Source organism: Enterobacter cloacae complex sp. P2B (assembly GCF_014895985.1).
GTDB classification, from domain to species: domain Bacteria; phylum Pseudomonadota; class Gammaproteobacteria; order Enterobacterales; family Enterobacteriaceae; genus Enterobacter; species Enterobacter bugandensis.
This window is the reverse complement of the sequence record NZ_JADBQQ010000026.1, coordinates 50,754-64,449: the sequence shown is the minus strand read 5'-3', so window position 1 is coordinate 64,449 and position 13,696 is coordinate 50,754. Positions and strand designations below refer to the sequence as shown.

Sequence of the window (13,696 nt, the reverse complement as noted above, 5' to 3'; positions counted from 1 at the left end):
GTATTAACCTGAACGACGACGATTACGCGGTGCGCCGCCTGAACGACGCGGACCATTGCCGGAGCGCGGGCGGGATAGACGCTTAGGCGGCGGCAGTTCGCTTAACAGCGCTTCCGGATTGTATTTACTCTGCGGAATAGAGTGACCGATGTAGGTCTCAATGGCTGGAAGATTCAGCGCATACTCTTCACACGCAAGGCTAATCGAGTGACCGCTTGCGCCCGCACGACCGGTACGACCGATACGATGTACGTAGTCTTCGCAGTCGTCTGGCAGATCGTAGTTAAAGACGTGCGTTACGGCCGGAATGTGTAAACCACGTGCCGCCACATCGGTTGCGACCAGAATATCAAGATCGCCACGGGTGAACTCGTCGAGGATACGAAGGCGTTTTTTCTGCGCCACGTCGCCGGTCAACAGGCCAACACGGTGACCGTCGGCAGCCAGATGGCCCCAGATGTCTTCACAGCGGTGTTTAGTGTTCGCGAAGATAATGGCGCGATCGGGCCACTCTTCTTCGATCAACGTTTGCAGCAGACGCATTTTCTCTTCATTGGAAGGATAGAAGAGCTCTTCTTTAATGCGGTGGCCCGTTTTCTGCTCCGGCTCCACTTCCACATACTCGGCGTTGTTCATCTGCTCGAACGCCAGTTCGCGTACGCGATAAGAAAGGGTGGCAGAGAACAGCATGTTCAGGCGCTGATTTGCCGGCGGCATGCGGCGGAACAGCCAGCGGATATCTTTAATGAAGCCCAGATCGTACATGCGGTCAGCTTCATCAAGCACCACAACCTGGATGGCGCCGAGGTTGATATGGTTCTGTTTGGCGTAGTCGATAAGACGGCCAGTGGTACCAATCAGGATATCCACGCCGCTTTCCAGCACTTTCAGCTGCTTATCGTAGCCGTCGCCGCCATAGGCCAGGCCAAGCTTCAGGCCAGTAGCCTGTGCCAGGGGTTCAGCGTCTGCATGGATCTGTACCGCCAGTTCTCGCGTCGGGGCCATAATTAGCGCGCGCGGCTGGTTAACTTTGCGGTCTGCAATCGCTGGGTGAGAAAGTAAATAATGGAACGTTGACGTTAAAAACGCCATCGTTTTGCCGGTACCGGTTTGCGCCTGCCCTGCAACATCGCGACCGGCCAGCGTCAGCGGCAGGGCGAGAGCCTGAATGGGCGTGCAGTTATGAAACCCTTTTGTTTCAAGGGCTTCGATCACTTTTGGGTGCAGGGCGAAGTCGGAAAACTTCTGTTCTGTTAAATGTGTTTTGCTCATAGTGTGGTAGAATATCAGCTTACTATTGCTTTACGAAAGCGTATCCGGTGAAATAAAGTCAACCTTTAGTTGGTTAATGCGACATCAACACGTCGTTGGTGGAGACAAAACCACCGTACCAGGCTTATTCCTGTGGAGTTATATATGAGCGATAAAATTATTCACCTGACTGACGACAGTTTTGACACGGACGTACTTAAGGCTGACGGGCTGATCCTCGTCGATTTCTGGGCTGAATGGTGTGGTCCTTGCAAAATGATCGCCCCGATTCTGGATGAGATCGCTGACGAATATCAGGGCAAACTGACGGTTGCCAAGCTGAACATCGACCAGAACCCGGGCACCGCACCGAAATACGGTATCCGTGGCATCCCGACCCTTCTGCTGTTCAAAAACGGCGAAGTGGCGGCGACCAAAGTGGGCGCGCTGTCCAAAGGTCAGCTGAAAGAGTTCCTGGACGCTAACCTGGCGTAAGGTTTCTCCGCTGTGCGTCCAGAGCCCCCGGCTAAATGATGTGGAACTCTGGACGCCCGGCTGAAGTCGTGCTAAGTTAGCTATGACTTCGTTTTAAACATATCTATTGTTTGAATCTTGTTTTACCCGATACTTCCCTTTGTTGACATGAACAATGCGTGAAGTGGCTAAATTCCGGGCTTGTCACTCAATCCGTCTTGTCGTTTCAGTTCTGCGTTCTTTCCCTGTGACCAGACAGCGAACAGACATGAGGTGATGGCCGCTAAACAGGCATGGATGACCCTGCCATACCATTCACAACATTAAGTTCGAGAATCACTCCGAGTTTAAGAACCCACACCATTATGAATCTTACCGAATTAAAGAATACGCCGGTTTCTGAGCTGATCACTCTCGGCGAAAATATGGGACTGGAAAACCAGGCTCGTATGCGCAAGCAGGACATCATTTTCGCCATCCTGAAGCAGCACGCTAAGAGTGGCGAAGATATCTTTGGCGACGGTGTGCTGGAGATATTGCAAGACGGATTTGGTTTCCTCCGCTCTGCAGACAGCTCCTACCTCGCCGGCCCTGACGACATCTACGTATCCCCCAGCCAAATCCGCCGTTTCAACCTCCGCACTGGTGACACCATTTCAGGTAAGATTCGTCCTCCTAAAGAGGGTGAACGCTACTTTGCGCTGTTGAAAGTCAATGAAGTTAACTTCGATAAACCAGAAAACTCGCGTAACAAGATCCTCTTTGAGAACTTAACGCCTCTGCACGCGAACTCTCGCCTGCGCATGGAGCGTGGTAACGGTTCTACCGAAGACTTAACCGCGCGCGTCCTGGATCTGGCATCGCCAATCGGTCGCGGCCAGCGTGGTCTGATTGTGGCCCCGCCAAAAGCGGGTAAAACCATGCTGCTGCAGAACATCGCGCAGAGCATTGCCTACAACCACCCAGACTGCGTGCTGATGGTGCTGCTGATTGACGAACGTCCGGAAGAAGTGACCGAGATGCAGCGTCTGGTTAAAGGTGAAGTGGTTGCTTCTACCTTCGACGAGCCAGCATCTCGCCACGTTCAGGTTGCGGAAATGGTTATCGAGAAGGCGAAACGCCTGGTTGAGCACAAGAAAGACGTGATCATCCTGCTTGACTCCATCACCCGTCTGGCGCGTGCCTACAACACCGTGGTGCCAGCTTCCGGTAAAGTGTTGACCGGTGGTGTGGACGCTAACGCCCTGCACCGTCCAAAACGCTTCTTCGGTGCGGCACGTAACGTGGAAGAGGGCGGTAGCCTGACCATCATCGCAACGGCGCTGATCGATACCGGCTCCAAAATGGACGAGGTTATCTACGAAGAGTTTAAAGGTACAGGTAACATGGAACTGCACCTCTCTCGTAAGATCGCTGAAAAACGCGTCTTCCCGGCTATCGATTACAACCGTTCCGGTACCCGTAAGGAAGAGCTGCTCACCACGCAGGAAGAGCTGCAGAAAATGTGGATCCTGCGCAAAATCATCCATCCAATGGGTGAAATTGACGCGATGGAGTTCCTCATTAACAAACTGGCGATGACCAAAACCAACGACGATTTCTTCGACATGATGAAACGCTCGTAACGCAAATAAAGCCAGCGGACGCCACGTTTTTACGTGGCGTTTTTCTTTTATGGACTATACGCTAGTATCGCCTACTCCCAATTTTGACCGGTCAGTGCGACAATAAGATAATTCGCACAGTAAAAACATTAATAGCTTGAATAATAAACAAATGGAATTGTAAGAGGTTTGCTTTATAACTTCAGGCGCGGCCCCTTGATGGTTATACTTCCTTGACTAACATTTGTTGAGAACATCCATTGTGAACCTACTTGATACGTTTACTGAACTAACCAGTATTTTCTTGTTTACCACCTGCTTTTTGTTTCTGGCACGTAAGGTTGCAAAATATCTGGGCTTAGTGGATAAACCCAACTTCCGTAAACGTCATCAAGGCATGATCCCTCTGGTCGGTGGCATCTCTGTTTTTGCAGGGATCTGCTTCACTTTTGCTATTGCAGATTACTATATTCCGCATGCCAGGCTTTATCTCATATGCTCAACAGTTCTTGTTGTGATTGGTGCGCTGGACGATAGATACGACATCAGCGTCAAAATCCGCGCTTTCGTTCAGGCAGCTGTCGCTATTGCAATGATGGTGTTTGCTAAGTTGCACCTGAGTAGCCTGGGCTATATTTTCGGGGCCTGGGAGATGGAACTCGGCCCATTCGGCTATTTCCTGACACTTTTTGCCGTGTGGGTGGCGATTAACGCGTTCAACATGGTTGACGGTATTGATGGTTTGCTTGGTGGCCTGTCCTGCGTCTCATTTGCCGCCATTGGTTTCATTTTATGGTTCGATGGGCAATACAGCCTTGCTATGTGGTGTTTCGCCATGATTGCTGCCATCCTGCCTTATATCCTGTTAAATCTCGGCGCATTGGGCCGACGCTATAAAGTCTTCATGGGCGATGCGGGTAGCACGCTTATCGGCTTTACTGTCATTTGGATCTTGTTGGAAACCACTCAGGGCGATGTGCATCCCATCAGCCCGGTAACGGCGCTATGGATTATTGCCATCCCCTTAATGGATATGGTTGCGATTATGTATCGCCGCCTGCGTAAAGGAATGAGTCCATTCTCTGCTGACCGTCAGCACATTCATCATTTGATCATGCGAGCCGGATTCACTTCCCGGCAGGCATTTGTGCTTATTACGCTGGCGGCTGCTATTCTAGCGGGGATTGGCGTGACGGCGGAATATACGCACTTTGTGCCTGAGTGGGCCATGTTGGTATTGTTCTTGCTAGCATTTTCTCTCTACGGCTACTGCATTAAGCGCGCATGGAAGGTGGCGCGATTCATTAAACGTATTAAGCGCAGGATGCGACGTAACAGTAGCAAAAACACAACATTAACTAAGTAAAACCGGGACTATGATGACTCAACCGTTGGCGGGAGCGAAATCAGTGGTAACAGAGAATGAACTGGACATTCGGGGTTTGTTTCGCGTGTTATGGGCAGGCAAACTTTGGATTGTGGGGATCGCGCTGGGGTTTGCACTGTTAGCGCTAGCCTACACGTTCTTTGCAAAACAGGAGTGGAGCGCCACGGCAATCACGGACAGACCCACGGTTAACATGCTCGGGGGGTACTACTCCCAGCAGCAGTTCCTGCGAAACCTGGATATTAAAGCCAGCCTTGCCACCCCGGACCAGGCTTCCGTTATGGATGAGGCCTACAAAGAGTTTGTGATGCAGCTGGCCTCGTGGGATACGCGCCGCGATTTCTGGTCCCAGACAGATTACTTCAAGCAGCGTCGGGTTGATAACACCAAAGCCGATGCCGCGCTGCTGGACGATCTGATTAACAATATTCAGTTCATGCCAGGCGACGTGCTGCGTAACGTCAACGACAGCGTCAAGCTGATTGCCGAAACCGCGCCGGATGCAAACAACCTGTTGCGCCAGTACGTCGCGTTTGCCAGCCAGCGTGCCGCAAGCCATCTGAATGAAGAGCTTAAAGGCGCCTGGGCAGCCCGCACTATCCAAATGAAGGCGCAGGTCAAACGTCAGGAAGAGGTGGCAAACGCCATTTTTGCGCGCCGCGTGCATAACATTCAGCAGGCGCTGAAAATTGCGGAACAGCACAACATTTCCCGCACTGAGACGGATGTTCCGGCTGATGAATTGCCTGATTCTGAAATGTTCCTTCTTGGTCGCCCAATGCTGCAGGCCCGTCTGGAAAACCTGCAGGCCGTTGGGCCTGATTTTGATCTCGACTACGATCAAAACCGCGCGATGCTTAACACGCTTAATGTCGGTCCCTCCCTGGACCCGCGTTTTCAGACCTATCGTTATTTGAGAACGCCTGAAGAACCTGTAAAACGCGACAGTCCGCGCCGCGCATTCCTGATGATCATGTGGGGTATTGTGGGTGCACTCGTTGGTGCTGGCGTGGCGTTAACGCGTCGTCGTACAAACTAAGAACGCCGTTTACGATGAAGGCTGCGGCCTTCATCGCCTAATCGAAGAGAATCGATGTGAAAGTACTTACCGTATTTGGCACCAGGCCGGAGGCCATTAAGATGGCGCCTCTGGTTCATGCGCTGGCCAGCGATCCTGATATTGAAGCGAAGGTCTGCGTCACGGCCCAGCACCGTGAGATGCTCGATCAGGTCCTAACCCTCTTTTCCATCGTCCCGGATTACGACCTTAATATTATGAAGCCGGGACAGGGATTGACGGAAATAACCTGCCGCATTCTGCAGGATCTCAAGCCGATCCTGGAGTCATTCAAGCCCGACGTCGTGCTGGTGCACGGGGATACCACGACGACGATGGCAACAAGCCTGGCCGCGTTTTACCAGCGTATTCCCGTCGGCCATGTTGAAGCGGGTCTGCGCACCGGCAATCTTTATTCTCCGTGGCCGGAAGAGGCCAACCGTACGCTTACCGGGCATCTGGCGATGTACCATTTTGCGCCAACCGAGAACTCTCGCCAGAACCTGCTGCGTGAAAATGTCGCCGATAACAACATCTTTGTGACCGGCAATACGGTCATTGACGCGTTGATTTGGGTACGCGATCGCGTGCTGGCAAACAGCGATCTGCAGAAAGAACTCGCTGCCCGCTATCCTTTCCTGAATAACGGCAAAAAAACCATTCTGGTCACTGGGCACCGTCGCGAAAGCTTTGGTCGGGGCTTTGAGCAAATCTGTCACGCGCTGGCTGAAATCGCCGCGCAGAACGACGATGTGCAAATTGTCTATCCGGTACACCTTAACCCTAACGTCAGCGAGCCGGTCAACCGCATCCTGGGCCACGTCGAAAACGTCCTGCTGATTGAACCGCAGGACTACATGCCGTTTGTCTGGCTGATGAACCACGCCTGGCTGATCCTCACCGATTCCGGTGGGATTCAGGAAGAAGCGCCCTCTCTTGGCAAGCCGGTGCTGGTGATGCGTGAAACCACTGAACGTCCGGAAGCGGTTAAAGCCGGGACCGTGCGTCTTGTCGGCACCAACGCACAGCTCATCGTCGAAGAGGTCACGCGCCTTCTGCACGACGATGAAGCGTATCAGGCGATGAGCCGGGCCCACAATCCCTACGGAGACGGGCAGGCTTGTGGCCGTATTTTGCAAGCACTTAAACACAATCGGGTATCGCTATGAGTTTTACTACCATCTCTGTTATTGGTCTTGGCTACATTGGCCTGCCTACTGCGGCGGCATTCGCCTCCCGTCAAAAGCAGGTTGTTGGTGTGGATATCAACGCACGTGCGGTAGAAACCATTAATCGTGGCGAAATTCATATTGTGGAGCCCGATCTTGACCGCGTGGTGAAAGAGGCGGTTGATGGCAGCTTCCTGCGCGCCAGCACGACGCCAGTGGAAGCGGATGCCTACCTGATTGCCGTTCCAACGCCCTTTAAAGGCGACCACGAGCCCGATATGGTCTACGTCGAGGCGGCGGCAAAATCTATTGCCCCCGTGCTGAAGAAAGGGGCGCTGGTAATTCTGGAGTCGACTTCTCCCGTCGGCGCTACCGAGCAGATGGCGCAGTGGCTGGCCGATGCGCGTCCTGATTTACGCTTCCCGCAGCAGGCCGGTGAGCAGGCGGATATCAACATCGCCTACTGCCCGGAGCGCGTGCTGCCGGGGCAGGTGATGGTCGAACTGATTAAAAACGACCGGGTGATAGGCGGCATGACGCCGGTCTGTTCTGAACGCGCCAGCGCGCTGTACAAGATTTTCCTGGAAGGCGAATGCGTGGTAACCAACTCCCGCACCGCCGAGATGTGCAAGCTGACGGAAAACAGCTTCCGTGACGTTAACATCGCATTCGCAAACGAACTGTCGCTGATCTGTGCCGATCAGGGGATTAACGTCTGGGAGTTAATCCGCCTGGCGAATCGCCATCCGCGCGTCAACATTCTCCAGCCTGGCCCAGGGGTGGGCGGTCACTGTATCGCCGTCGACCCGTGGTTTATCGTGGCGCAGAACCCGGCGCAGGCGCGCCTGATTCGCACCGCGCGTGAAGTGAACGATAGCAAACCTCACTGGGTGTTCAACCAGGTTAAAGCGACGGTAGCGGATTGTCTGGCAGAGAGCGGCAAGCGCGCCAGCGAGCTGAAAATTGCCTGCTTTGGTCTGGCATTTAAACCCAATATTGACGATCTGCGCGAAAGCCCGGCGATGGAAATTGCTGAGATGATTGCCGAATGGCATAAGGGCGAAACGCTGGTGGTCGAGCCAAATATTCATGAACTGCCGGCAAAACTGGCGGGGCACTGCACGCTGACGGCACTCAATGACGCGCTGGCGACGGCGGACGTGCTGGTGCTGCTGGTGGACCATAAAGAGTTTAAAGCGACGTCCGGTGATGCAGTGCGTCAGCAGTATGTGGTTGATACGAAAGGCGTCTGGCGTTGAGTGCACTCCACGGCGTGCTGGAATCCCTTGAGTGGGAAAGCGCATTTTTTGCCCGCCCCTCGGCGATAGTCCGCTGGCGCGAGAATGCGCCCGCCCTGCAGGAAGTGGACTTCAGCGCCTGGCAGCGCGTGCAGGCTAAGATCCCGGCGGACCGTGCCGACCTGCTTGACGCGCTCCAGCAACACGGTTTTCAGCTGGTTGAAGGCGAGGTAGACCTTGCCATCACCCTCACCCGGCACGATGCGTCCGGCGCGGAAATTGCAACGGAACAGGACATTCCTGTGCTGCGCCAGATGGCGGCCCGGGCGTTTGCGCAAAGCCGCTTTCGCACGCCCTGGTATGCGCCTGACGATAGCGGACGTTTCTATGCCCAGTGGGTAGAGAATGCGGTCAAAGGTACCTTTGACCACGTCTGCCTGATTTTCCGTGCAGCGAACGGCCAGATCCAGGGATTTGTCTCGCTGCGCAAGCTTAACGAGCGCGAGGCGCGTATTGGCTTATTAGCCGGGCGCGGCATGGGGGAGAAACTCATGCAGGCGGCGCTGCACTGGGCGCAGCTGCAGCAGGTTGAGACGCTGCGGGTGGCGACCCAGGTGGGCAACACCGCCGCGCTTAAACGTTATATTGCGAGTGGTGCCAACATCGACGCCACCGCCTACTGGTTATACAGGTGACAAGATGATTCCATTTAACGCACCACCCGTCGTGGGAACCGAGCTCGACTATATGCAGTCTGCCATGGGCAGCGGCAAACTCTGCGGTGACGGCGGTTTTACCCGTCGCTGTCAGCAGTGGATTGAGCAGCGTTTTCGCAGTGCTAAAGTGCTGCTGACCCCGTCCTGCACGGCATCGCTGGAAATGGCGGCACTGCTGCTGGATATCCAGCCCGGTGATGAAGTGATCATGCCGAGCTATACCTTCGTTTCCACGGCGAACGCGTTTGTCCTGCGCGGAGCGAAAATCGTCTTTGTGGATATCCGCCCGGACACCATGAACATTGATGAGACGCTGATTGAAGCGGCGATCACCGACAAAACGCGTGCGATTGTGCCGGTTCACTACGCGGGCGTGGCCTGTGAAATGGACACCATCATGGCAATCGCCAAAAAGCACAACCTGTTTGTGGTAGAAGATGCCGCGCAGGGCGTGATGTCCACCTACAAGGGGCGCGCGCTGGGCACTATCGGCCACATCGGCTGCTTCAGCTTCCACGAAACGAAAAACTACACTGCCGGCGGTGAGGGCGGTGCGACGCTGATTAACGATCGTGCCCTGGTTGAGCGTGCGGAAGTGATCCGTGAAAAAGGCACCAACCGCAGCCAATTCTTCCGCGGTCAGGTTGATAAGTACACCTGGCGCGATATCGGCTCAAGCTATCTGATGGCCGACCTGCAGGCAGCGTACCTGTGGGCACAGCTGGAAGCGGCAGAGCGAATTAATCTCCAGCGCCTGTCCCTGTGGCAAACCTATTACGATGCGCTTGAGCCGCTGGCAAAAGCCGGACGTATTGAGCTGCCAACCATTCCGGCCGATTGCGTCCACAACGCCCACATGTTTTACATCAAGCTGCGCGATAATGACGATCGCAGCCAGCTCATCGCCTGGCTTAAAGAGGCCGAAATTATGGCGGTCTTTCACTATATTCCGCTGCACTCCAGCCCGGCGGGCGAAGCGTTTGGGATGTTCGCAGGTGAAGACCGTTACACCACGAAAGAAAGTGAGCGTTTGCTTCGCCTGCCACTGTTCTTCAACCTCGCGCCAGTTAACCAGCGTACGGTGATCAATACCCTTCTGAGCTATTTCGGCTGATATGTCTCTGGCAAAAGCATCGGTGTGGACCGCCGCGTCCACGCTTGTAAAAATTGGTGCCGGACTGCTGGTCGTCAAGCTGCTGGCCGTCTCATTCGGCCCTTCAGGCGTCGGGCTGGCGGGCAACTTCCGCCAGCTTGTTACCGTCCTTGGGGTGCTGGCCGGTGCCGGGATCTTCAACGGCGTGACCAAATACGTTGCTCAGTATCATGATGATGCGGCCCAGCTTCGCAGGGTAGTGGGCACCGCGTCGGCAATGGTCACGGGCTTTTCGACCCTGCTGGCGATTGTGTTTCTGCTGGCCGCGGCGCCCATTAGCCAGGGATTGTTCGGGCACACCCATTATCAGGGGCTGGTGCGTCTGGTCGCGCTGGTCCAGATGGGCATTGCCTGGGCCAACCTGCTGCTGGCGCTGATGAAAGGTTTTCGCGATGCTGCCGGGAACGCGCTTGCGCTCATCCTGGGTAGCGTCATCGGCGTGATTGCCTATTATTTCTGCTACCGCCTGGGCGGCTATGAAGGCGCACTGCTTGGGCTGGCGCTGGTTCCGGCACTGGTTGTTGTGCCTGCGGCGTTCATGCTGATGCGCCAGGGCGTTATTCCTCTGAGCTACCTGAAACCGCAATGGGACAAGGTGCTTGCCAGCCAGCTGGGTAAGTTTACCCTGATGGCGCTCATTACTTCCGTCACGCTGCCGGTGGCCTACGTGATGATGCGAAACCTGCTGGCGGCGCATTACAGCTGGGATGAGGTGGGGATCTGGCAGGGCGTAAGCAGTATTTCCGATGCTTACCTCCAGTTTATAACGGCTTCCTTTAGCGTTTATTTGCTGCCAACCTTATCGCGTCTGACGTCCAGGCAGGATATTACCCGCGAAATTTTCCGCTCCCTGCTTTTTGTATTACCCGCAGTGGCGGCGGCCAGTTTGACCGTCTGGTTATTGCGTGATGTCGCCATCTGGCTGCTGTTCTCGGCGAAGTTTACCGCCATGCGCGATCTTTTTGCCTGGCAACTGGTGGGTGATGTGCTGAAAGTGGGTGCTTACGTTTTCGGCTATCTGGTGATTGCGAAAGCCTCGCTGCGGCTGTATATCCTCGCGGAGGTTAGCCAGTTTGCATTGCTGACAGCATTTTCGCACTGGCTGATACCCGCGCACGGTGCGCTGGGGGCGGCTCAGGCCTATATGGCAACCTATATCGTTTATTTCGCTGCCTGCTGCGGCGTATTTTTATTGTGGCGTAAACGCGCATGACTGCACTGATTCACATCCTGGGATCGGATATCCCACACCATAACCAGACCGTTTTGCGGTTCTTCAACGACGAGCTGGCATCGGGCAATCCTGATGCGCGCGAGTTTATGGTTGCAGGTCAGGATAATGGCCTGAGCGCGGCGTTTCCGGCGCTGACAATCACCTTCTGGCCGGATAAAGCTAGCCTGGCGAAGGCGGTTATTACCAAAGCCAAAGCGGATCGTGAGCAACGTTTCTTTTTCCACGGGCAGTTCAATACCGGCCTGTGGCTGGCTCTGCTCAGCGGGGGAATTAAACCCTCCCAGTGCAGCTGGCATATCTGGGGAGCCGATCTCTACGAAGTCTCGCGCGGCTGGAAATTCCGTCTTTTCTATCCGCTGCGTCGCATGGCGCAGGGAAGGGTGGGCCGCGTTTTTGCCACCCGTGGCGATCTGAATTATTTTGCGAAGCAGCACCCTAACGTGCGCGGTGAGCTACTCTATTTCCCAACCCGTATGGATCCGGCGCTGAACACCATGGCGAATGACGCGGTTCGCGAAGGCAAGCTGACGGTGCTGGTGGGGAATTCCGGCGACCGCAGTAACGAACATGTCGCCGCGCTCCGGGCGGTACACCAGCAGTTTGGCGACACGGTGAACGTGGTGGTGCCGATGGGTTATCCGGCCAACAACGACGCCTACATTGATGAGGTTCGCCAGCAGGGGCTTGCGTTATTCAGCGAAGAAAATCTGCACATTCTCAGCGAAAAGCTGGAGTTTGATGACTATCTTGCGCTGCTGCGAAAATGCGATCTGGGCTATTTCATCTTTGCTCGCCAGCAGGGGATTGGTACGCTGTGCCTGCTGATTCAGGCGGGTGTACCGTGCGTGCTTAATCGTGAAAACCCGTTCTGGCAGGACATGGCCGAGCAGCATATTCCGGTGTTGTTCACCTCAGACGCGCTGAATGTCGAAGTGGTACGTGAAGCACAACGCCAGCTCACGCTGGTGGATAAAAATAGCATCGACTTTTTCAGCCCGAATTACCTCACGCCGTGGCACCGCGCGCTGCGTATCGCTTCAGGAGACAACGCATGAGTCAGTTGCAGTTTAGCGGCTTACTGGTTGTCTGGCTTCTGAGCACGCTATTTATCGCCACGCTCACCTGGTTTGAGTTCCGCCGGGTGCGCTTCAACTTTAACGTGTTCTTCTCGTTGCTGTTTCTGCTGACCTTCTTTTTCGGCTTCCCGCTGACCAGCATTCTGGTCTTCCGTTTTGACGTGAGCGTCGCGCCGCCGGAAATTCTTCTCCAGGCCCTGCTGGCGGCGACCTGCTTCTATGGTGTTTACTACGTCACCTATAAAACGCGTCTGCGACCAGCGCAGGCCGCTGCACCGCGTCGGGCGCTCTTTACCATGAACCGGGTGGAGACCCATCTGACGTGGGTGATGCTCATGACTATCGCCCTGGTCAGCGTCGGCATCTTCTTCATGCATAACGGCTTCCTGCTGTTTAAGCTCCACTCCTACAGCCAGATTTTTTCGGCTGAAGTCTCAGGCGTGGCGCTTAAGCGATTCTTCTATTTCTTCATCCCGGCGATGCTGGTGATCTTCTTCCTTCGCCAGGACAGCAAGGCGTGGCTGTTCTTCCTGGTCAGTACGGTTGCGTTCGGTATCCTGACCTACATGATCGTGGGCGGTACGCGTGCCAACATTATCATCGCTTTCGCTATCTTCCTGTTCATCGGCATCATCCGCGGCTGGATCTCGCTGTGGATGCTGATTGCGGCAGGGGTATTTGGCATTGTGGGAATGTTCTGGCTGGCGCTGAAGCGCTACGGGATGAACGTGGCGGGCGACGAGGCGTTTTACACGTTCCTCTACCTGACGCGCGACACCTTCTCGCCGTGGGAAAACCTGGCATTGTTGCTGCAAAACTACGACAAGATTGATTTCCAGGGGCTGGCGCCGATTGTGCGCGATTTCTACGTCTTTATCCCGAGCTGGCTCTGGCCGGACCGCCCTGGCGTAGTACTCAATACCGCGAACTATTTTACCTGGGAAGTGCTGAACAACCATTCGGGCCTGGCGATCTCGCCAACCTTGATTGGTTCCCTGGTGGTTATGGGGGGAGGCTGGTTTATCCTGCCGGGCGCGTTTGTCGTAGGGTTGATTATTAAGTGGTTTGACTGGCTTTACGTGCGCGGTAACGAAGAGACCAACCGCTATAAAGCGGCCATTTTGCACAGTTTCTGCTTTGGTGCCATTTTCAATATGATCGTTCTGGCGCGCGAGGGGCTGGACTCGTTCGTTTCGCGCGTGGTGTTCTTCATGGTCGTTTTTGGCATCTGCCTGTTACTGGCCAAACTGTTGTACTGGCTGTTCGACAGCGCAGGGCTTGTGCACAAGCGCGAGCCGCAGGGCAGCACAACGCTGTCGCAAGTCTGAGTAGGGAAA

At 54.9% G+C, this 13,696-nt stretch carries 12 protein-coding genes; 11 read left to right on the top strand and 1 reads right to left on the bottom strand.

The window, feature by feature from the left end:
* Positions 1–3: 3 nt before the first annotated feature.
* On the bottom strand, positions 4–1,272 hold the full coding sequence (gene rhlB, locus IM313_RS21430; protein WP_028014815.1) for an ATP-dependent RNA helicase RhlB: 1,269 nt from the start codon (positions 1,270–1,272) through the stop codon (positions 4–6).
* A gap of 144 nt (positions 1,273–1,416) precedes the next feature.
* Here rhlB and trxA point away from each other — a divergent pair, with 144 nt between their 5' ends.
* The 11 genes from trxA to wzyE all read left to right on the top strand — a co-directional run bounded on the left by trxA (position 1,417) and on the right by wzyE (position 13,687).
* The gene (gene trxA / locus IM313_RS21425; RefSeq protein WP_006179218.1) at positions 1,417–1,746 is read left to right on the top strand and encodes a thioredoxin TrxA; all 330 of its coding nucleotides are present in this window, start codon (positions 1,417–1,419) and stop codon (positions 1,744–1,746) included.
* A gap of 344 nt (positions 1,747–2,090) precedes the next feature.
* A complete protein-coding gene (gene rho / locus IM313_RS21420; protein ID WP_008501566.1) occupies positions 2,091–3,350 on the top strand; it encodes a transcription termination factor Rho in 1,260 nt (419 codons plus the stop codon).
* A gap of 241 nt (positions 3,351–3,591) precedes the next feature.
* The gene (wecA, locus tag IM313_RS21415) at positions 3,592–4,695 is read left to right on the top strand and encodes a UDP-N-acetylglucosamine--undecaprenyl-phosphate N-acetylglucosaminephosphotransferase (protein WP_028014814.1); all 1,104 of its coding nucleotides are present in this window, start codon (positions 3,592–3,594) and stop codon (positions 4,693–4,695) included.
* Between the two features lie 13 nt (positions 4,696–4,708).
* Complete coding sequence (wzzE, locus tag IM313_RS21410; RefSeq protein ID WP_028014813.1) at positions 4,709–5,755, top strand: ECA polysaccharide chain length modulation protein; 1,047 nt, start codon at positions 4,709–4,711, stop codon at positions 5,753–5,755.
* A gap of 56 nt (positions 5,756–5,811) precedes the next feature.
* Positions 5,812–6,942 carry a non-hydrolyzing UDP-N-acetylglucosamine 2-epimerase gene (gene wecB / locus IM313_RS21405; protein ID WP_028014812.1) on the top strand — a complete coding sequence of 377 codons (1,131 nt, stop codon included), beginning with the start codon at positions 5,812–5,814 and terminating at the stop codon, positions 6,940–6,942.
* Positions 6,939–8,201 carry a UDP-N-acetyl-D-mannosamine dehydrogenase gene (gene wecC / locus IM313_RS21400; protein ID WP_192972116.1) on the top strand — a complete coding sequence of 421 codons (1,263 nt, stop codon included), beginning with the start codon at positions 6,939–6,941 and terminating at the stop codon, positions 8,199–8,201. The genes wecB and wecC overlap by 4 nt, the downstream gene beginning before the upstream one ends.
* The gene (gene rffC, locus IM313_RS21395; RefSeq protein ID WP_047362655.1) at positions 8,198–8,875 is read left to right on the top strand and encodes a dTDP-4-amino-4,6-dideoxy-D-galactose acyltransferase; all 678 of its coding nucleotides are present in this window, start codon (positions 8,198–8,200) and stop codon (positions 8,873–8,875) included. The genes wecC and rffC overlap by 4 nt, the downstream gene beginning before the upstream one ends.
* Before the next feature lie 4 nt (positions 8,876–8,879).
* Entirely contained in the window at positions 8,880–10,010 is a 1,131-nt protein-coding gene (gene rffA / locus IM313_RS21390; RefSeq protein ID WP_192972115.1) for a dTDP-4-amino-4,6-dideoxygalactose transaminase, read from the top strand.
* 1 nt (position 10,011) lies between these two features.
* Positions 10,012–11,262: a lipid III flippase WzxE gene (gene wzxE, locus IM313_RS21385; protein WP_192972114.1), complete on the top strand. Its 1,251-nt coding sequence runs from the start codon at positions 10,012–10,014 to the stop codon at positions 11,260–11,262.
* Complete coding sequence (locus IM313_RS21380) at positions 11,259–12,338, top strand: TDP-N-acetylfucosamine:lipid II N-acetylfucosaminyltransferase (protein WP_136344181.1); 1,080 nt, start codon at positions 11,259–11,261, stop codon at positions 12,336–12,338. Before wzxE ends, IM313_RS21380 begins: the two co-directional genes overlap by 4 nt.
* Positions 12,335–13,687 carry an ECA oligosaccharide polymerase gene (gene wzyE, locus IM313_RS21375; RefSeq protein ID WP_192972113.1) on the top strand — a complete coding sequence of 451 codons (1,353 nt, stop codon included), beginning with the start codon at positions 12,335–12,337 and terminating at the stop codon, positions 13,685–13,687. The genes IM313_RS21380 and wzyE overlap by 4 nt, the downstream gene beginning before the upstream one ends.
* Positions 13,688–13,696 lie beyond the last annotated feature (9 nt).

What these genes read in the sequence shown, in the direction of transcription:
- wzyE (WP_192972113.1), top strand. Translation starts at nt 12,335, where the DNA reads ATGAGTCAGTTGCAGTTTAGCGGCTTACTGGTTGTCTGGCTTCTGAGC.
- IM313_RS21380 (WP_136344181.1), top strand. Translation starts at nt 11,259, where the DNA reads ATGACTGCACTGATTCACATCCTGGGATCGGATATCCCACACCATAAC.
- trxA (WP_006179218.1), top strand. Translation starts at nt 1,417, where the DNA reads ATGAGCGATAAAATTATTCACCTGACTGACGACAGTTTTGACACGGAC.
- wzxE (WP_192972114.1), top strand. Translation starts at nt 10,012, where the DNA reads ATGTCTCTGGCAAAAGCATCGGTGTGGACCGCCGCGTCCACGCTTGTA.
- wzzE (WP_028014813.1), top strand. Translation starts at nt 4,709, where the DNA reads ATGACTCAACCGTTGGCGGGAGCGAAATCAGTGGTAACAGAGAATGAA.
- rffA (WP_192972115.1), top strand. Translation starts at nt 8,880, where the DNA reads ATGATTCCATTTAACGCACCACCCGTCGTGGGAACCGAGCTCGACTAT.
- rhlB (WP_028014815.1), bottom strand. Translation starts at nt 1,272, where the DNA reads ATGAGCAAAACACATTTAACAGAACAGAAGTTTTCCGACTTCGCCCTG.
- wecC (WP_192972116.1), top strand. Translation starts at nt 6,939, where the DNA reads ATGAGTTTTACTACCATCTCTGTTATTGGTCTTGGCTACATTGGCCTG.
- rho (WP_008501566.1), top strand. Translation starts at nt 2,091, where the DNA reads ATGAATCTTACCGAATTAAAGAATACGCCGGTTTCTGAGCTGATCACT.